This window comes from Shewanella violacea DSS12, from assembly GCF_000091325.1.
GTDB lineage: Bacteria > Pseudomonadota > Gammaproteobacteria > Enterobacterales > Shewanellaceae > Shewanella > Shewanella violacea.
Genome location: NC_014012.1, coordinates 4,382,673 through 4,403,753 on the forward strand (window position 1 = coordinate 4,382,673; position 21,081 = coordinate 4,403,753).

Below are 21,081 nucleotides of genomic sequence, written 5' to 3' on the forward strand. Positions count from 1 at the left end.
CAACCAACCATCTGCATACAAAATCCAACGGGCGCGTCAACAAATTGACCACCCTTTTTACATGGGTTAACATGCAGCCCCACCTTAGCGTTACATATATTAACCAGTGTAAGTCTAAAGTAGGAGGATGCCGCCAACATTGGGTAAAGGGTTTACCAGAGCTGCGCTGTTTACGTTATTTGCTTGGAGTTAAAAATGAAATCATTAGTCACCACACAGCACGGAGAAGTGTTAATTGCTAATGGGGAGATCACCGTCGAAATGAATGGTGGAAAGCAACTCATTTCCCAGGGTGAACAGCTTCCTGCAGGCGTAACACTCTTCATCCCTGACAATGCAGAGCTAGAAATAGCTTATGCAGATGGTACTAGCTTATCCAATCAAAGCGAGCAATATAATGCTTCAAAAGTAACTGATACGAACCCGTCTGTACTTGATGAAATCCAAGCCATTCAAGCTCAGATCGCGGCAGGTGAAGACCCAACTAAAGGTCCTGATACAGCGGCAGGCAACACACTAGGTAACCAAGGTGGTGATTTTGTTGCCATCGGCAGAAGTGGTTCTCAAACTCAAGCATCATCAGGATTTGATACATCAGGTATTACTTTTTCTAACACTTCAAACTTCTATCAAGAGAATATCAGCGACCATAATGCTTCTAGCATAATAGCTAATGATAACTACACGGCCGAAGAAGATAACTTAGTTACTGGCAACCTTTTAGATAATGATCTTGACGCCGATACAGAGTTAACCGTAGTAAGTTTCACTGTCGACGGCGATACATATACTACTGGGACTGAAATCGTATTAGATGGCGGCACGCTAGTTATCAATGAAGATGGTAGCTTCACATTTACACCCAATGACAATTGGAATGGTACAGTTCCAGATATAACATACACGACCAATACCGATGAAACTGGCACCCTGACGATAGAAGTCACTCCAGTTGATGACCCAAGTGTACTCGTCAACGACAGCCATACAATCGGTGAAGATGATGTGGCGACTGGCAATGTATTAGATAACGATTCAGACCTAGATAATGATCTCACAGTAGTCAGCTTCGATGTTAACGGTGAAACATACACAGTAGGCACAAGTGCTCAGCTTACATCAGGCTCCTTGAGCATCAGCCAAGATGGTTCTTATACCTTCACGCCGAATGAAAACTGGAACGGTACAGTCCCTGCCATCAGCTACATAACAAACACAGGCTCTACCTCTACTCTGACTATAGAAGTCACTCCAGTTGATGACCCTAGTATGCTCGTCAACGACAACCGCATAATCGGTGAAGATGATGTGGCGACAGGCAATGTATTAGATAACGATTCAGATCTAGATAATGATCTCACAGTAGTCAGCTTCGAAGTTAACGGTGAAACATACACAGTAGGCACAAGTGTTCAGCTTGAAGGCGGCTCCCTAATCATCAACCAAGATGGTTCCTATACCTTCACGCCAAATGAAAACTGGAACGGCACAGTCCCTGTTATCGGCTACATAACAAACACAGGCTCTACCTCTACTCTGACTATAGAAGTCACTCCAGTTGATGACCCAAGTGTGCTCGTCAACGACAGCCATACAATCGGTGAAGATGATGTGGCGACTGGCAATGTATTAGATAACGATTCAGACCTAGATAATGATCTCATAGTAGCCAGCTTCGAAGTTAACGGTGAAACATACACAGTAGGCACAAGTGTGCAGCTTGCATCAGGATCCCTGATCATCAACCAAGATGGTTCTTATACCTTCACGCCAAATGAAAACTGGAACGGCACAGTCCCTGTTATCAGCTATACAACGAATACAGGCTCACATGCGGCGTTAACAATAATCGTAACTCCTGAAAACGATGCCGCCGATGTCAGCGCCGATGAAGTCACCTTAGCCGAAACAGATACAGCCTTAACCACAACTGGCACGCTGACCTCTGTCGATGTCGATAATGCCGACAACAGCTTTACTCCTATTTCAGTGGTGGGAAATTACGGTACATTTACTCTGGCAGCAGACGGTCAATGGACCTTTGAGGCCAACAGCGCATTCGATGAGCTCAACACAGACTCTATTCCGCTAACCGAGACCTTCAATGTCACCAGTATCGATGGCACTCCATCAACAGTTAAGATCAACATTACCGGCACCAACGATGCCGCCGATGTCAGCGCCGATGAAGTTACCTTAGTAGAAACAGATGCCGCCTTAACCACTGGCGGTACACTGACGGCTGTTGATGTCGATAACACCGATAACAGCTTTACTCCTATTTCAGTGGTGGGAAATTACGGAACCTTCACCCTGGCAGCCGATGGTCAATGGACCTTTGTCGCCAACAGCGCATTCGATGAACTCAACACAGACTCTATTCCGCTAACTGAGACCTTCAATGTAACCAGTATCGATGGCACTCCATCAACGGTTAAGATCAACATTACCGGCACCAACGATGCCGCCGATGTTAGCGCAGATGAAGTCACCTTGGTCGAAACAGACAGCGCCTTAAGCACTGGCGGCACACTCACAGCCACAGATGTCGATAATGCTGATAACAGCTTTACTCCTGTGACTATGACGGGCTCTTACGGAACCTTCGCACTAGCATCTGATGGCAGCTGGACCTTTGTCGCCAACAGCGCATTCGATGATCTAAATACAGATTCAGCGCCGTTGACCGAGACTTTCAACGTCGCCAGTATCGATGGCACTCCATCCACGGTTAAGATCAACATTACCGGCACCAATGATGCCGCCGATGTCAGCGCAGCTGAAGTCACCTTAGTCGAGACCGACAGCGCCTTAAGCACTGGCGGCACACTCACAGCCACAGATGTCGATAATGCCGACAACAGCTTCACTCCAACCTCAGTGGTAGGTAATTACGGTACATTTACTCTGGCAGCCGATGGTCAATGGACCTTTGAGGCCAACAGCGCATTCGATGAGCTCAACACAGACTCTATTCCGCTAACTGAGACCTTCGATGTAACCAGCATCGATGGCACTCCATCAACGGTTAAGATAAACATTACCGGCACCAATGATGCCGCCGATGTCAGCGCCGATGAAGTTACCTTGGTCGAAACAGATGCAGCCTTAAGCACGAGCGGAACACTGACGGCTATTGATGTAGATAATGCTGATAACAGCTTTACTCCTATTTCAGTGGTGGGTAATTACGGTACATTTACTCTGGCAGCCGATGGTCAATGGACCTTTGAGGCCAACAGCGCGTTCGATGAGCTAAACACAGATTCAGCGCCTTTGACCGAGACCTTCAATGTCACCAGTATCGATGGCACTCCATCCACGGTTAAGATCAACATTACCGGCACCAATGACGCCGCCGATGTCAGCGCAGATGAAGTTACCTTAGTCGAGACCGATACAGCCTTAACCACGGGCGGAACACTCACAGCCACAGATGTCGATAATGCTGATAACAGCTTTACTCCTGTGACTATGACGGGCTCTTACGGAACCTTCGCCCTGGCAGCAGACGGTCAATGGACCTTTGAGGCCAACAGCGCATTTGATGAGCTAAATACAGACTCGACGCCGCTAAGTGAGACCTTCAACGTCACCAGTATCGATGGCACTCCATCCACGGTTAAGATCAACATTACCGGCACCAATGATGCCGCCGATGTCAGTGCAGATGAAGTCACCTTGGTCGAGACCGATACAGCCTTAACCACTGGCGGAACACTCACAGCCACAGATGTCGATAATGTCGACAACAGCTTTACTCCAGTGACTATGACTGGCTCTTACGGAACCTTCGCACTAGCAGCAGACGGTCAATGGACCTTTGAGGCCAACAGCGCGTTCGATGAGCTGAATACAGATTCAGCGCCTTTGACTGAGACCTTTAATGTCACCAGCATAGATGGCACTCCATCAACGGTTAAGATCAACATTACCGGCACCAATGATGCCGCCGATGTCAGCGCCGATGAAGTTACCTTGGTCGAAACAGATGTGGCCTTAAGCACTGGCGGAACACTCACAGCCACAGATGTCGATAATGCCGACAACAGCTTTACTCCAACCTCAGTGGTAGGGAATTACGGTACATTTACTCTGGCAGCAGATGGTCAATGGACCTTTGAGGCCAACAGCGCATTCGATGAGCTAAATACAGATTCAGCGCCGTTAACCGAGACCTTCAATGTCACTAGCATAGATGGCACTCCATCAACGGTTAAGATCAACATCACAGGTACTAATGATGCCGCCGATGTTAGCGCAGCTGAAGTCACCTTGGTCGAAACAGACAGCGCCTTAAGCACTGGCGGAACACTGACAGCCACAGATGTCGATAATGCCGACAACAGCTTCACTCCTGTGACTATGACAGGCTCTTACGGAACCTTCGCACTAGCAGTAGACGGTCAATGGACCTTTGTCGCTAACAGCGCGTTCGATGAGCTAAATACAGATTCAGCACCGTTAACTGAGACCTTCAATGTCACCAGCATAGATGGCACTCCGTCTACGGTTAAGATCAACATCACAGGCACCAACGATGCCGCCGATGTCAGCGCTGCCGAAGTCACCTTAGTTGAGACCGACAGCGGCTTAACCACTGGCGGAACACTGACCTCTGTTGATGTCGATAATGTCGACAACAGTTTTACCCCAGTGACGGTCGTGGGCACCTACGGCATCTTTACCCTGGCAGCCGATGGCAGCTGGACCTTCGAAGCCGACAACGCGTTCGATGAGCTCAATACAGATTCAGCACCGCTAACCGAGACCTTCAACGTCACCAGCATAGATGGCACTCCATCAACGGTTAAGATCAACATCACAGGCACCAACGATGCCGCCGATGTCAGCGCCGCTGAAGTCACCTTGGTCGAAACAGATAGCGCCTTAAGCACTGGCGGAACACTCACAGCCACAGATGTCGATAATGCCGACAACAGCTTCACTCCTGTGACTATGACAGGCTCTTACGGAACCTTCGCACTAGCAGTAGACGGTCAATGGACCTTTGTCGCTAACAGCGCATTCGATGAACTAAATACAGATTCAGCACCGTTAACTGAGACCTTCAATGTCACCAGCATAGATGGCACTCCGTCTACGGTTAAGATCAACATCACAGGCACCAACGATGCCGCCGATGTCAGCGCTGCCGAAGTCACCTTAGTTGAGACCGACAGCGGCTTAACCACTGGCGGAACACTGACCTCTGTTGATGTCGATAATGTCGACAACAGTTTTACCCCAGTGACGGTCGTGGGCACCTACGGCATCTTTACTCTGGCAGCCGATGGTCAATGGACCTTTGAGGCCAACAGCGCATTCGATGAGCTAAACACTGATTCAGCGCCGTTGACCGAAACCTTCAATGTCACCAGCATAGATGGCACTCCATCCACGGTTAAGATCAACATCACAGGCACCAACGATGCCGCCGATGTCAGCGCCGCTGAAGTCACCTTGGTCGAAACAGATAGCGCCTTAAGCACTGGCGGAACACTCACAGCCACAGATGTCGATAATGCCGACAACAGCTTTACTCCAACCTCAGTGGTAGGGAATTACGGAACCTTCACCCTGGCAGCCGACGGTCAATGGACCTTTGAGGCCAACAGCGCGTTCGATGAGCTAAATACAGATTCAGCGCCTTTGACCGAAACCTTCAATGTCACCAGTATCGATGGCACTCCATCAACGGTTAAGATCAACATTACCGGCACCAATGATGCCGCCGATGTTAGCGCAGATGAAGTGACCTTGGTCGAAACCGATGCAGCCTTAACCACGGGCGGAACACTCACAGCCACAGATGTCGATAATGCTGATAACAGCTTTACTCCTGTGACTATGACTGGTTCTTACGGAACCTTCGCACTAGCATCTGATGGTAGCTGGACCTTTGTCGCTAACAACGCATTCGATGAGCTAAATACAGATTCAGCGCCGTTGACCGAAACCTTCAATGTCACCAGCATAGATGGCACTCCATCCACGGTTAAGATCAACATCACAGGCACCAACGATGCCGCCGATGTCAGCGCCGCTGAAGTCACCTTGGTCGAAACAGATAGCGCCTTAAGCACTGGCGGAACACTCACAGCCACAGATGTCGATAATGCCGACAACAGCTTTACTCCAACCTCAGTGGTAGGGAATTACGGAACCTTCACCCTGGCAGCCGACGGTCAATGGACCTTTGAGGCCAACAGCGCGTTCGATGAGCTAAATACAGATTCAGCGCCTTTGACCGAAACCTTCAATGTCACCAGTATCGATGGCACTCCATCAACGGTTAAGATCAACATTACCGGCACCAATGATGCCGCCGATGTTAGCGCAGATGAAGTGACCTTGGTCGAAACCGATGCAGCCTTAACCACGGGCGGAACACTCACAGCCACAGATGTCGATAATGCTGATAACAGCTTTACTCCTGTGACTATGACTGGTTCTTACGGAACCTTCGCACTAGCATCTGATGGTAGCTGGACCTTTGTCGCTAACAACGCATTCGATGAGCTAAATACAGATTCAGCGCCTTTGACCGAGACCTTCAATGTCACCAGTATCGATGGCACTCCATCAACGGTTAAGATCAACATCGGCGGCACCAATGATGCCGCCGATGTCAGCGCAGCTGAAGTTACCTTAGTTGAGACCGATAGCGCATTAAGTACTGGCGGTACGCTAACGGCAGTCGATGTCGATAATGCCGACAACAGCTTTACTCCGACCTCAGTAGTGGGTAATTACGGTACATTTACTCTGGCAGCCGATGGTCAATGGACCTTTGAGGCCAACAGCGCGTTCGATGAGCTAAATACAGACTCTATTCCGCTAACTGAGACCTTCGATGTCACCAGCATAGATGGCACTCCATCCACGGTTAAGATCAACATCACAGGCACCAATGACGCCGCCGATGTCAGCGCAGATGAAGTTACCTTAGTCGAAACAGACAGCGCCTTAAGCACTGGCGGAACCCTGACTGCTGTTGATGTAGATAATGCTGACAACAGCTTTATCCCAGTGACAGTAGTGGGCACCTACGGCATATTTACCCTGGCAGCCGATGGTCAATGGACCTTCGAGGCCGACAACGCATTCGATGAGCTCAACACAGACTCTATTCCGCTAACTGAGACCTTCGATGTAACCAGCATCGATGGCACTCCATCAACGGTTAAGATAAACATTACCGGCACCAATGATGCCGCCGATGTCAGCGCAGCTGAAGTCACCTTGGTCGAAACAGATAGCGCCTTAAGCACTGGCGGCACACTGACCGCGGTTGATGTCGATAATGCCGACAACAGCTTCACTCCGATCTCAGTGGTAGGTAATTACGGTACATTTACTCTGGCAGCCGATGGTCAATGGACCTTTGAGGCCAACAGCGCGTTCGATGAGCTAAATACAGATTCAGCGCCATTAACTGAGACTTTCAACGTCACCAGTATCGATGGCACTCCATCCACGGTTAAGATCAACATTACCGGCACCAACGACGCCGCCGATGTCAGCGCCGATGAAGTCACCTTGGTCGAAACAGATGTGGCCTTAACCACTGGCGGCACACTCACAGCCACAGATGTCGATAATGCCGACAACAGCTTTACTCCAGTGACTATGGATGGTTCTTACGGAACCTTCACCCTGGCAGCCGATGGTCAATGGACCTTTGTCGCCAACAGCGCATTCGATGAGCTCAACACAGACTCTATTCCGCTAACTGAGACCTTCAATGTCACCAGCATAGATGGCACTCCATCCACGGTTAAGATCAACATCACCGGCACCAATGATGCCGCCGATGTCAGCGCAGCTGAAGTGACCTTAGTCGAAACAGATACAGCCTTAACCACTGGCGGCACGCTGACCTCAGTTGATGTCGATAATGCCGACAACAGCTTCACTCCTATTTCAGTAGTGGGAAATTACGGTACATTTACTCTGGCAGCCGATGGTCAATGGACCTTTGAGGCCAACAGCGCATTCGATGAGCTCAATACAGATTCAGCGCCGCTAAGTGAGACCTTCAACGTCACCAGTGTCGATGGCACTCCATCAACGGTTAAGATAAACATTACCGGCACCAATGATGCCGCCGATGTTAGCGCAGCTGAAGTTACCTTGGTCGAAACAGATGCAGCCTTAAGCACGGGCGGAACACTCACGGCCACAGATGTCGATAACACCGACAACAGCTTTACTCCTGTGACTATGACGGGCTCTTACGGAACCTTCACCCTGGCAGCTGATGGTCAATGGACCTTTGAGGCCAACAGCGCATTCGATGAGCTAAATACAGATTCAGCGCCTTTGACCGAGACCTTCAATGTCACCAGTATCGATGGCACTCCATCCACGGTTAAGATCAACATTACCGGCACCAATGATGCCGCCGATGTCAGCGCAGATGAAGTCACCTTAGTCGAGACCGATACAGCCTTAACCACTGGCGGTACACTCACAGCCACAGATGTAGATAATGCTGACAACAGCTTTACTCCGACCTCAGTAGTGGGTAATTACGGTACATTTACTCTGGCAGCCGATGGTCAATGGACCTTCACCGCCAACAGCACGTTCGATGAGCTAAATACAGATTCAGCGCCGTTGGCTGAGACCTTCAATGTCACCAGTATCGATGGCACTCCATCAACGGTTAAGATCAACATTACCGGCACCAACGACGCCGCCGATGTCAGCGCAGATGAAGTCACCTTGGTCGAAACAGATGCTGCCTTAACCACTGGCGGCACACTCACAGCCACAGATGTAGATAATGCCGACAACAGCTTCACTCCTATTTCAGTAGTGGGTAATTACGGTACATTTACTCTGGCAGCTGATGGTCAATGGACCTTTGTCGCCAACAGCGCGTTCGATGAGCTCAACACAGACTCTATTCCGCTAACCGAGACCTTCAATGTCACCAGCATAGATGGCACTCCATCCACGGTTAAGATCAACATCACCGGCACCAATGATGCCGCCGATGTCAGCGCAGCTGAAGTGACCTTAGTCGAAACAGATACAGCCTTAACCACTGGCGGCACACTCACAGCCACAAATGTAGATAATGCCGACAACAGCTTCACTCCTATTTCAGTAGTGGGTAATTACGGTACATTTACTCTGGCAGCTGATGGTCAATGGACCTTTGTCGCCAACAGCGCGTTCGATGAGCTCAATACAGACTCTATTCCGCTAACCGAGACCTTCAATGTCACCAGTGTCGATGGCACTCCATCAACAGTTAAGATCAACATTACCGGCACCAATGACGCCGCCGATGTCAGCGCAGATGAAGTAACCTTAGTCGAAACAGATGCAGCCTTAACCACTGGCGGAACACTGACCTCTGTTGATGTCGATAATGTCGACAACAGCTTTACTCCAACCTCAGTGGTAGGAAATTACGGTACATTTACTCTGGCAGCCGATGGTCAATGGACCTTCACCGCTAACAGCGCATTCGATGAGCTAAATACAGATTCAGCGCCTTTGACCGAAATTTTCAATGTCACCAGTATCGATGGCACTCCATCCACGGTTAAGATCAACATTACCGGCACCAATGACGCCGCCGAAGTTAGCGCAGATGAAGTCACCTTAGTCGAAACAGACAGTGCCTTAAGCACTGGCGGCACACTCACAGCCACAGATGTCGATAATGCCGACAACAGCTTTACTCCTATTTCAGTGGTGGGAAATTACGGTACATTTACTCTGGCAGCCGATGGTCAATGGACCTTTGAGGCCAACAGCGCGTTCGATGAGCTAAACACAGACTCTATTCCGCTAACCGAGACCTTCAATGTCACCAGTATCGATGGCACTCCATCAACGGTTAAGATCAACATTACCGGCACCAATGATGCCGCCGATGTTAGCGCAGATGAAGTTACCTTGGTCGAAACAGATAGCGCCTTAAGCACTGGCGGAACACTCACAGCCACAGATGTCGATAATGCCGACAACAGCTTCACACCAACCTCAGTGGTGGGAAATTACGGTACATTTACTCTGGCAGCCGATGGCCAATGGACCTTTGAGGCCAACAGCGCATTCGATGAGCTAAACACAGATTCAGCGCCGTTGACCGAGACCTTCAATGTCACCAGTATCGATGGCACTCCATCAACGGTTAAGATCAACATTACCGGCACCAATGACGCCGCCGATGTCAGCGCCGATGAAGTCAGCTTAGTCGAAACAGATGTGGCCTTAAGCACTGGCGGAACACTCACAGCCACAGATGTCGATAATGCCGACAACAGCTTCACTCCGACCTCAGTAGTGGGTAATTACGGAACCTTCGCGCTAGCATCTGATGGCAGCTGGACCTTTGTCGCCAACAGCGCATTCGATGAACTAAATACAGATTCAGCGCCATTAACTGAGACCTTCAACGTCACCAGTATCGATGGCACTCCATCCACGGTTAAGATCAACATTACCGGCACCAATGATGCCGCCGATGTCAGCGCAGATGAAGTCACCTTGGTCGAGACCGATACAGCCTTAACCACTGGCGGTACACTCACAGCCACAGATGTAGATAATGCTGACAACAGCTTTACTCCGACCTCAGTAGTGGGTAATTACGGCACATTTACTCTGGCAGCCGATGGTCAATGGACCTTTGTCGCCAACAGCGCATTCGATGAGCTCAATACAGATTCAGCGCCTTTGATCGAAACCTTCAATGTCACCAGTATCGATGGCACTCCGTCCACGGTTAAGATCAACATCACAGGCACCAATGACGCCGCCGATGTCAGTGCAGATGAAGTAAGCTTAGTCGAAACGGACAGCGCCTTAACCACTGGCGGAACACTCACAGCCACTGATGTCGATAATGCCGACAACTGCTTCACTCCGATCTCAGTGGTAGGTAATTACGGTACATTTACTCTGGCAGCCGATGGTCAATGGACCTTTGAGGCCAACAGCGCGTTCGATGAGCTAAACACAGATTCAGCGCCGCTAACCGAAACCTTCAATGTCACCAGCGTAGATGGCACTCCATCAACGGTTAAGATCAACATCTCCGGCACCAATGATGCCGCCGATGTCAGCGCAGCGGAAGTCATCTTGGTCGAGACCGACAGCGGCTTGACCACTGGCGGAACCCTGACTGCTGTTGATGTAGATAATGCTGACAACAGCTTTATCCCAGTGACAGTAGTGGGCACCTACGGCATATTTACCCTGGCAGCTGATGGTCAATGGACCTTCGAGGCCGACAACGCATTCGATGAGCTAAACACTGATTCAGCGCCATTAACTGAGACCTTCAATGTCACTAGTATCGATGGCACTCCATCTACGGTTAAGATCAACATCACCGGCACCAATGATGCCGCCGATGTTAGCGCAGATGAAGTAACCTTAGTCGAGACCGATAGCACCTTAACCACGGGCGGCACACTCACAGCCACAGATGTCGATAACACCGACAACAGCTTTACTCCTGTGACTATGACAGGCTCTTACGGAACCTTCGCACTAGCAGCAGACGGTCAATGGACCTTTGTCGCTAACAGCGTATTCGATGAACTAAATACAGATTCAGCGCCATTAACTGAGACCTTTAATGTCACCAGCATAGATGGCACTCCATCAACAGTTAAGATCAACATTACCGGCACCAATGATGCCGCCGATGTCAGCGCATCTGAAGTTACCTTAGTCGAAACAGATGTGGCCTTAAGCACTGGCGGAACACTCACAGCCACAGATGTCGATAATGCCGACAACAGCTTTACTCCGACCTCAGTAGTGGGTAATTACGGTACATTTACTCTGGAAGCCGATGGCCAATGGACCTTTGTCGCCAACAGCGCGTTCGATGAGCTAAACACTGATTCAGCGCCATTAACTGAGACCTTCAATGTCACCAGTATCGATGGCACTCCATCCACGGTTAAGATCAACATCGGCGGCACCAATGACGCCGCCGATGTCAGCGCAGCTGAAGTCACCTTGGTCGAAACAGATAGCGCCTTAAGCACTGGCGGCACACTGACCGCGGTTGATGTCGATAATGCTGACGACAGCTTTACTCCGACCTCAGTAGTGGGTAATTACGGTACATTTACTCTGGCAGCAGATGGTCAATGGACCTTTGTCGCCAACAGCGCATTCGATGAGCTAAATACAGACTCTATACCGCTAACCGAGACCTTCAATGTCACCAGCATAGATGGCACTCCATCAACGGTTAAGATCAACATTATCGGCAGCAACGACTTACCAATTATTAGCTATGCATCTGACTCTAGCGTCTCAGAAGAAGACTTAACTGATGATGATACTGATGATAACGATGATAACGATGATAACGATGATGAGGTCACTGCTAACGGTATTATCAGCATCCAAGATATTGATAGTGATGCCTTAACACTTGCCCTTTCGGGGCCAGAAAACCTGACTTCTGGCGGCGAAACTATTCAATGGTCTTGGGATTCAGGTTCACAGACTCTTACAGGCTACATTGGATCTGCTGGTGAAGCTTCTTACCTTGAGGTAATGAGTGTTGTACTCACGGCTCCTACTGGCAATGCTCCTGGAGATTGGAGCTATAACTTAACCTTACTAGCACCGTTTGATCATGCCGATTCTAATAGCGAAGATTCACTGTCAATTGATATAGGTATCAATGTCAATGACGGTAATGGTGGCACAACTAATGGCAGTTTCACCGTCACCATAGAGGATGATGAACCTGAAATTGCCGATTCGGCAGTAGAAACCGTAACAAATATAGATATTCCAGATAGCTTAATCGGGGAGTTCTCACTCAGAGGCTACAATGGAAATTCTAGCTCTCTGGACTTCGATGGTTTCACTATTACAGCCAGAGGGTTTACTTCATCAACTGATTCAACATTAGTTAATACCAATATTTATGGAGCCAGTAATGGTTTGGGCGTTAATAGTGTAGGCGCTCCATATCATAACCTTCAAAAGGAAATTGACTTCCGTAAATTTGCCGACGGTAGCGAAGCATCTGAAGAGATAGTCATCACTCTAGACACTGGCACTATAGCTTACGGCGTCAATATCAAGTTTGCAGCTATGTTTGGTGGAGAATTAGAGACAGGTGTAGTCGAGTTCTATCGTGACGGCCAGCTCATTGCCACACAAACCTTTAGTTCTGATGCAAACAATGGTCAATACGCAGCAGTATTTGAAGTACTCGAAGGAGGATTCGATCGACTAGTTGTCAAGGCGACAGACAATGGATTCGATGCAGCACATGGCGACAATAGCGATATCAGAATTAAATCAATCGAGTTCCTAGGTGCAGATTCAGATACACAAGCCATCGCCATAGCCTACGCATCTGGCACTGTCGATACAGATTGGGGAGCCGACGGATTTGGTTCACTTGTCTTTACCGGGAGTGACGAGAATGCCCTTCTCACGCCGACTGGAGAAAGCATATTAATCACCCAATCAGGCAATACTATGCTAGGTCAAACTCCTGACGGAGAATTGGTCTTTAAAGTCGAGTTTACACCGGGCACAGGTCAATGGGAGTTCTACCAGTATCAAGCTATGCAGGACCCATCAGATGGCCAAATTGATTTCAATATTGTTGCCACCGATAGCGACGGTGACAGCACTGAGGGCCACTTTAGTGTTGAGCTTGATAATTACGCATTTAACAACGGGTCCTACGGTAATGATGATATTTCAGGTACCAGTGATAACGAAATCATTGTCAGTGATGTAACAGGTATTCAAGTAATCCAAGGCCAAAACTACAACATAGCCTTCCTTCTCGACTCCTCACAGAGTATGGACGCCGACGTCAATACTACAAAAGCTCAATTTCTTGAAGTCTTCGGTACTCTTCAAGCCAGTGCGACAGGTGAGCATGCCGGCCTAGTTAATCTTCTTCTGGTCGACTTTGACACAGGTACTAATATTGCTTTTTCTGTAAATTTAGCCGACTCCAACGCAATTTCTCTACTAGAAGATGCTTTAGATACCATTACAAGTGGGGGGAGAACTAACTATGAGTCGGCATTTGAGACTGCCATAGACTGGTTTAATCATGGTGAAGCGGCAAATAACCAAGGTAACAACCTCACTTACTTCATTACCGATGGTGAACCGAATACCTATGTCACCGACGCCTCACCAGATGAGATCTGGGTATACGATGATTCGGAAGGTAAAGATTATAAGATGCTATCTGATTTATTATCAAACTATGTTCCAGGTGAAGAGCTTATTTATGCGGGTAAAGTGATCGTGGATGAGTATGGGAGCGTCAACTATTGGACTCATACAGACCATCAATGGGACAGCAGGTCACAAGGAATATTAAAACAAGATGATAATGGTGATTATTTTGTTAGCAAAATAACATACGGAACTGATGCAGAGGCCGAAGCACAAGCATTAGCAGCTTTCGCAGTACTCAATACGATTTCTGATGTCGAAGCCATTGGGATTGGGAATGGTATTAATTTAGAGGATTTAGTTCCCTATGACTCAGATGGTCAAGCTCATGCCAATATCGATGCATCAGATCTCGCTAATATCATTTTGGGAGCTGAGCAGGCACTCCTTCAAGGTAATGATACTACTGACGCCGCAGCCGGTAATGACATAATCTTCGGCGACCTGATCCAGTTCGATAATATCAATGGTCAGGGATATGCTGCACTGCAGCAGTTCGTCGCTCAAGAAACGAATCAAAATGTCGCCGATGTTTCAGTAAAAGATGTCCATGAATATATCTCGGCTAACCCTGGAGTTTTCGATGTATCTCGCGCCGATGATGGCGCAGATATCATAGATGGAGGAGAGGGAGATGATCTCCTCTTCGGCCAAGGTGGTAACGATGTCCTTATTGGTGGCCTAGGTGATGATGTCCTTATTGGCGGTTTAGGTGACGATACACTGACTGGTGGAACGGGTGCCGATACCTTTATTTGGTCAGCAGGATCAACTGGAACCGATCACATTACCGACTTTCATTTAGGAGAAGATAAGCTAGATCTTAGCGATCTACTGCAGGGGGAGAATGCCGGAAACTTGGGCCAGTATCTGCACTTCACTGTGGATAATGGTACGACAACAATCGAAGTCGATGCGAATCATGATGGCCATGTGGATCAGCTAATCATTCTCGATGGTGTCGATCTCGCAACCGCATATGGCGCGACCGATGAGGCTATTATTAATGGCTTACTAGGGAGTAATGGTGAAGGTGCTTTGATCATAGATAATCAAGCTTCTGCATCGTCTAGCGCTACAGTATTTGCCGATAATTCAGGATCGGGATCGAATCAACTTCAAGATGAGCAGATCCAACACCTAATCCCCTAAATAAAATTAAATCTAACAATGGCCTATAGCAATATAGGCTATTATAATTAATAACTTTATAATATAAACTTAATAAGTTCTTAGCATAATCCTTAAGGATAAGTTTTAGGTGCCAGTAACAGCTTCTCAGAAAAATGAGCAATGGACAGTCTCCGCTTCACAAAGAGTCTCTGTCGATCCCTTGCTAGACAGCTTAGTCCTGCTTACCGAATATTTCGGTAGCCCATGCTCCAGCGAATCGCTGGCGGCAGGACTGCCCCTATCCTCTAGCGTGCTTACACCGGATCTAGTTCCTCAAGCCGCTGGACGTGCGGGCTTAACAGCAAAATTAACCCGTAAGGGGCTGAACCAAGTATCGCCTATCTTCCTACCTTGTATCTTGCTGCTCAAAGACAAAAAAGCTTGCTTACTCAGAGAGGTCGATTTCGATAAAGACAGAGCAGTTATTCAGCTACCGGAAACCGGTGGCGAGCAAGTCCTATCCATAGAAGAGCTGGAAGCTATCTATGTTGGTTACTTGTTTCTGGTTAAACAGCAATACCGTGGAGATATGGGGTTCGATGTTCATAGACATGACACTAGCAGTCACTGGCTATTACAAACCCTTAAAGATTCGGCTCCCATCTATCGAGATGCATTAATCGCCTCGGTATTGGTCAATATATTCGCCCTGGTCTCCCCACTTTTCATCATGAATGTCTACGATAAAGTGGTACCTAACCTGGCATTTGAATCTCTGTGGGTCTTAGCTATAGGTGCAGGTATTGCCTATATTTTTGACCTTATCATGCGGCAATTAAGGGCTTATCTTATCGATGTTGCGGGTAAGAAAGTTGATATCATAGTCTCTTCACGGTTATTTGCTAAAGCCATTGGTATTCCATTAGAGAAGCGCGCCCCAAGTGTAGGCGGCATGGCGAAACAACTGGGCGAGTTTGATAGCATTCGAGAGATCTTAACCTCTGCGACGATTACCACTCTGGTGGATCTTCCCTTCGCCATCTTCTTCATGTTAATAATCTATATTGTGGCTGGTGATCTCGCGATTATCCCATTCCTAGGTGGCATCATAATTATCGGTTACACCTTGATAGTGCAACCAAAACTCAAAGCCGCGATAGAAGAGAGCAATAAATTTTCCAGTCTCAAACATGGCCATCTGATTGAATCCCTCGCGTCCCTGGAGTCGATTAAATCCAGTGGCGCCGAAGGCTTAGTTCAGAAAAGCTGGCAGCAGATGATCGGCCATACTGCAAACTGGCAATTAAAGTCTAAGAAACTGTCGACTTCAGTGACTAACCTGGCCAACTTTACCGTACAACTCTCAGTGGTATGCGTGGTTATCTTAGGTGTTTATCGGGTCGCCGATAATGCAATATCTATGGGTGGCATCATAGCTGCGGTTATCTTATCTAGCCGTGCAATCTCTCCCATGGCTCAGTTGGCAGGTTTGATGACCCGAGGCAATCATACCGCCAGCGCTTTGCGTCAGTTAGATGAGATCATGGCTCAGGAAGATGAGTTTGAAAACAAAGGGCATCTTGTCAGTCGTCAGCGCCTGGAAGGTCAAATCGATGCAGACCACATCAGCTTCTCCTATCCAGGATCTGAAAAGCCGGTATTGCACACAATGTCACTCAGCATCAAACCCGGTGAACGCATAGCCATCATTGGCCGTAACGGTTCAGGTAAGAGCACCCTGGCTAAGATGCTTGTAGGCCTGTATCAGCCGACAAAAGGAAGCCTTAGATATGATGGGTTAGATTCGGCTCAAATACATCCCACTGACCTTCGGAGGAACTTTGGCTACCTACCCCAGGATATCACCCTGTTCCATGGTTCCATAAGAGATAATATCTTGTTTGGTACTAGACAGGTCAGCGAACATCAACTGATCAGAGCGGTGCAGCTGTCCGGGATCAACCTGTTTACCGATCTTGAGACTGAAGGTCTAGATCAACAGGTCGGTGAAGGCGGTCAATCCCTCTCCCGTGGCCAGAGACAAACTGTCGCCTTGGCGAGAGCCACCTTGAATGATCCTCCAGTGCTGTTAATGGATGAGCCAACAGCCAGCCTAGATGCCAGAGCTGAGAAGCAGTTTATACGGGCGATGCAAAATGTCAGCAGAGATAGAACCTTACTGATAATTACTCATAAGATGCATCTGCTTAAACTTGTGGATCGCATCATAGTACTGGACCGAGGTCATGTCATCGCAGATGGTCCCAAAGACGAGGTATTAGATAAACTGAGTAAAGGCTTACTCTCTGGAGCCGCAAAATGAGTAAGCATCTGACGACCCAAGATTTAGAGATGATCGATGACGTATACGGCGCCATGATGACCGACGCCCCCACTAGCCATAGATTGATCATATGGTCGCTGGCTGCAATGATAGTTTGCTTTCTGGTGTGGGCCTATTTTTCCGAACTGGATCAGGTCACCACAGGCATGGGCAAAGTGATTCCCTCCTCTCAGATCCAGGTGATTCAGAGTCTGGATGGCGGCATCATGCAGGAGATGTATGTCAAAGAAGGCATGATGGTCACTAAAGGCCAGGCATTAATGCGCATCGATGACACACGTTTTCGTTCTGACTATGAACAACAAGCTCAGGAGGTATACAGCCTACAAGCTAACGTGGTCCGTTTATCTTCTGAATTATCCAGCATCACTATCACCAGCATGTCTGTTAACTGGAGAGAGCAAGTCAAGATAACCCCAAGGCCACTGCAATTTCCCGGAGAGCTAATCAAGGATGAGCCCGCCTTAGTTCAACGTCAATCTGATGAATATTTTGGCCGATTGGATAGCCTGATTAATCAACTGGAAATTCTAGCCCGTCAGATCCAGCAGAAACAACAAGAGTCTAAAGAATTAGCGTCAAAAATAGACACACTGTCGAGAAGTTATCAGTTGGTTTCCCGAGAGCTGGAACTCACTAAGCCCTTAGCTGATAAAGGTATCGTGCCAGAGGTCGAATTGATAAAAGTCGAGCGTGTCGTCAACGACATTCGAGGTGAGCTCGCTTCTCTTAGATTATTAAGACCTAAGCTCAAGGCTTCTCAGGATGAAGCGATATTAAAAAGACGCGAAGCCGTATTAAATTTCGCTGCTGACGCCAGAACTCAGCTCAACGAACTACAGACCAAACTTTCTCGAATGAACGAAGCACAGGTCGGCGCACAAGATAAAGTGGATAAAGCAGAGATAACATCGCCGGTGAATGGAACCATAAAAACCATACACATCAACACACTAGGCGGAGTGGTTCAACCAGGAATCGATATAATAGAAATTGTTCCATCGGAAGACCAACTACTTATCGAAACCAAAATACTGCCAAAAGATATCGCATTTTTACATCCTGGCTTACCCGCCGTAGTCAAGGTAACTGCTTATGACTTCACCCGTTATGGGGGATTAAATGGCGTTGTAGAGCATATTAGTGCCGATACAACACAGGATGAAGAGGGAAACAGTTTCTATCTTGTAAGGGTTAGGACTGAATTATCAAGTTTGACCAAGGACAATGGCACTGAAATGCCAATTATACCAGGCATGTTAACTTCGGTTGATGTAATTACTGGGCAAAGATCCGTTCTAGAGTACATACTTAATCCAATTTTAAGGGCAAAAGATACGGCGCTCAGAGAACGCTAGGCCCAAAAAATCGACCTGGAGGGGTTAACATGAAAACCAGCACTATTCGGCAGTTAAAACGCAGCGCACTTGCGTTAGCCGTTTGCGCGCTGATATTACCAGCCTCGGCATATAGCCAGACACTGGAACAAGCTGTAGCGCATACACTAGATACAAATCCTGAAATTCGAATCGCCTTCAACCGTTTCAAAGCGCGTGAAGAGCAAGTTGATCAGGCAATAGCCGGTTATATGCCCACGATAGATGTCAGCGGCGGCTATGGCTGGGAGCAAACCAATAGCCCGTCCACGAGAAGGAAAATAACCCAAGGCAATCCAGATATAAATTCTGATGGTGATATCGAACTTGAACGTGGTGAGGCAGGCTTTAGCATCAAGCAGATGTTATTTGATGGCTTCTATACTTCCAGCGAAGTCGACAGATACAGCTTCGAAGCTAGCGCAGATCAATGGGCACTTTTTGCCGCAGCTGAAGACATGGCACTGGATGTCGCTAAGGTCTATGTAAACTATATAAAAAGTGAGCAGGTCCTCACTCTGGCAGAGAAAAATTTACTCAGTCATAAAGATATTTATGAACAGATAAAAGAAAGAACCGACTCAGGTTTAGGCTCAATTGCCGATCTTTCTCAGATCACCGGTCGTCTGGCGAGGGCTAATGCAAATTTAATCTCGGCTAAAAATAATTTCTATGATGCCAAGGCACAATTTGTTCGAGTCGTAGACAAGCAGCCGAAAGAGCTAATTGTACCGGTTCCCGATGATGACATGATACCGGAGGATCTCGATACCAGCGTTAAATTAGCCCAAGAGAACCACCCGATATTGAAATCGGCAAGTAGCGACATCAATGCGGCCAAGAATGAGCGTGATTCGGCCCTGTCTAATTACTATCCTAAATTATCATTAGAGCTAGATGGTAACTGGAATAATAACCTAGATGGTGAAGATGGCTTCAATCAGTTTACAGATAACGTCGGTGGCTACAGCAATGACTTGGTTGCCATGGTCCGAATCAAGTACAACCTGTTCTCGGGTGGTAAAGATCGCGCCAGAGAGAGAGAGGCAAGTTACAAGATAGGTGAAGCCAAAGAGATCCGCGAGCGTGCTTATCGTCAAGTCGTCGAGGGGGTTAGTTTGGCCTGGAATGCCTATGAGCTATTAGTTCCGCAGAAAATGTATATTCGAGACCATGTGATCGCCGCTAAAGATACTCAAGTAGCCTATAGCCAGCAATTCAATTTAGGCCAACGCACCTTATTGGATTTGCTCGATACCGAGAATGAACTCTTCGAAGCTCGCAAGGACTATCTTGAAGCTGAATACGACGAAATTCTATCTGAGTATCGAATTTTAAATGCTACAGGTCGGCTACTCGAATCACTGCGAGTCACTCGCCCGGATGTATGGCAAGGTGAACGTAACTACGAAGGAGGAGTAAACTAATGAAAACCTTCATCACGCTTTTAGCCATCACTCTACTAAGTGCATGCTCCAGCATAGTGACTATGGATGGCAATACGACCCAGGTTCACGATCTTAACGATATGGACAAAGATGGTGTCATTGTCGCCCGCGAACGCTGTAACGATACCCTTCTGGGAGCCAGTATTGATAATTATGGTTGCGGCAAGGTTAAGCCGATCCACGATCGTTCTGAACTCAAAATATTATTCCCCAACGACTCCTACTACATAGACCCTATGTATTACGATCAAGTTGAAGTGATTGCGGTTTTCATGAATGACTTCCCCAATACGAATGTCACCATAGAAGGCCATTGTAGTAAGACTGGATCCTATGAGCACAATTTAGCCTTGTCGCAAAATAGAGCCAATGCAGTCACCTCGCTATTAGCCGAACATTATAGTATTGCATCCGATAGGCTAACCGCGATAGGTTATAGCTATGATCGCCCCGTAGATGAGAGTGATACCGATATGGCCCACACTCGAAATAGGCGCGTTATTGCCGAAGTAACCGGAGAAGATACGACGCCAGATATGAAATGGCATATCTATACGGTTGATGAAGAAGAAGTGGAATAGAGGCATTA

General features: G+C 47.8%; 5 protein-coding genes. All 5 read left to right on the plus strand.

The genetic code is table 11. The features are described 5' to 3' along the window. Window positions 1-195: 195 nt before the first annotated feature. A complete protein-coding gene (locus SVI_RS21610; RefSeq protein ID WP_041420081.1) occupies window positions 196-15,363 on the plus strand; it encodes a VCBS domain-containing protein in 15,168 nt (5,055 codons plus the stop codon). Window positions 15,364-15,472: 109 nt separating this feature from the next. Next, the gene (locus SVI_RS18130; protein ID WP_013053110.1) at window positions 15,473-17,647 is read left to right on the plus strand and encodes a type I secretion system permease/ATPase; all 2,175 of its coding nucleotides are present in this window, start codon (window positions 15,473-15,475) and stop codon (window positions 17,645-17,647) included. Continuing rightward, the gene (locus SVI_RS18135) at window positions 17,644-19,026 is read left to right on the plus strand and encodes an HlyD family type I secretion periplasmic adaptor subunit (protein WP_013053111.1); all 1,383 of its coding nucleotides are present in this window, start codon (window positions 17,644-17,646) and stop codon (window positions 19,024-19,026) included. The genes SVI_RS18130 and SVI_RS18135 overlap by 4 nt, the downstream gene beginning before the upstream one ends. A 29-nt stretch (window positions 19,027-19,055) precedes the next feature. Then, window positions 19,056-20,471 carry a TolC family outer membrane protein gene (locus tag SVI_RS18140; protein WP_013053112.1) on the plus strand — a complete coding sequence of 472 codons (1,416 nt, stop codon included), beginning with the start codon at window positions 19,056-19,058 and terminating at the stop codon, window positions 20,469-20,471. Next, on the plus strand, window positions 20,471-21,073 hold the full coding sequence (locus SVI_RS18145) for an OmpA family protein (RefSeq protein WP_013053113.1): 603 nt from the start codon (window positions 20,471-20,473) through the stop codon (window positions 21,071-21,073). The genes SVI_RS18140 and SVI_RS18145 overlap by 1 nt, the downstream gene beginning before the upstream one ends. The last annotated feature ends 8 nt before the right edge of the window (window positions 21,074-21,081 follow it).

Bases quoted from the DNA above. Each gene is read 5' to 3' on its own strand.
- SVI_RS21610 (WP_041420081.1), top strand. From the start codon at position 196: ATGAAATCATTAGTCACCACACAGCACGGAGAAGTGTTAATTGCTAAT.
- SVI_RS18145 (WP_013053113.1), top strand. From the start codon at position 20,471: ATGAAAACCTTCATCACGCTTTTAGCCATCACTCTACTAAGTGCATGC.
- SVI_RS18140 (WP_013053112.1), top strand. From the start codon at position 19,056: ATGAAAACCAGCACTATTCGGCAGTTAAAACGCAGCGCACTTGCGTTA.
- SVI_RS18135 (WP_013053111.1), top strand. From the start codon at position 17,644: ATGAGTAAGCATCTGACGACCCAAGATTTAGAGATGATCGATGACGTA.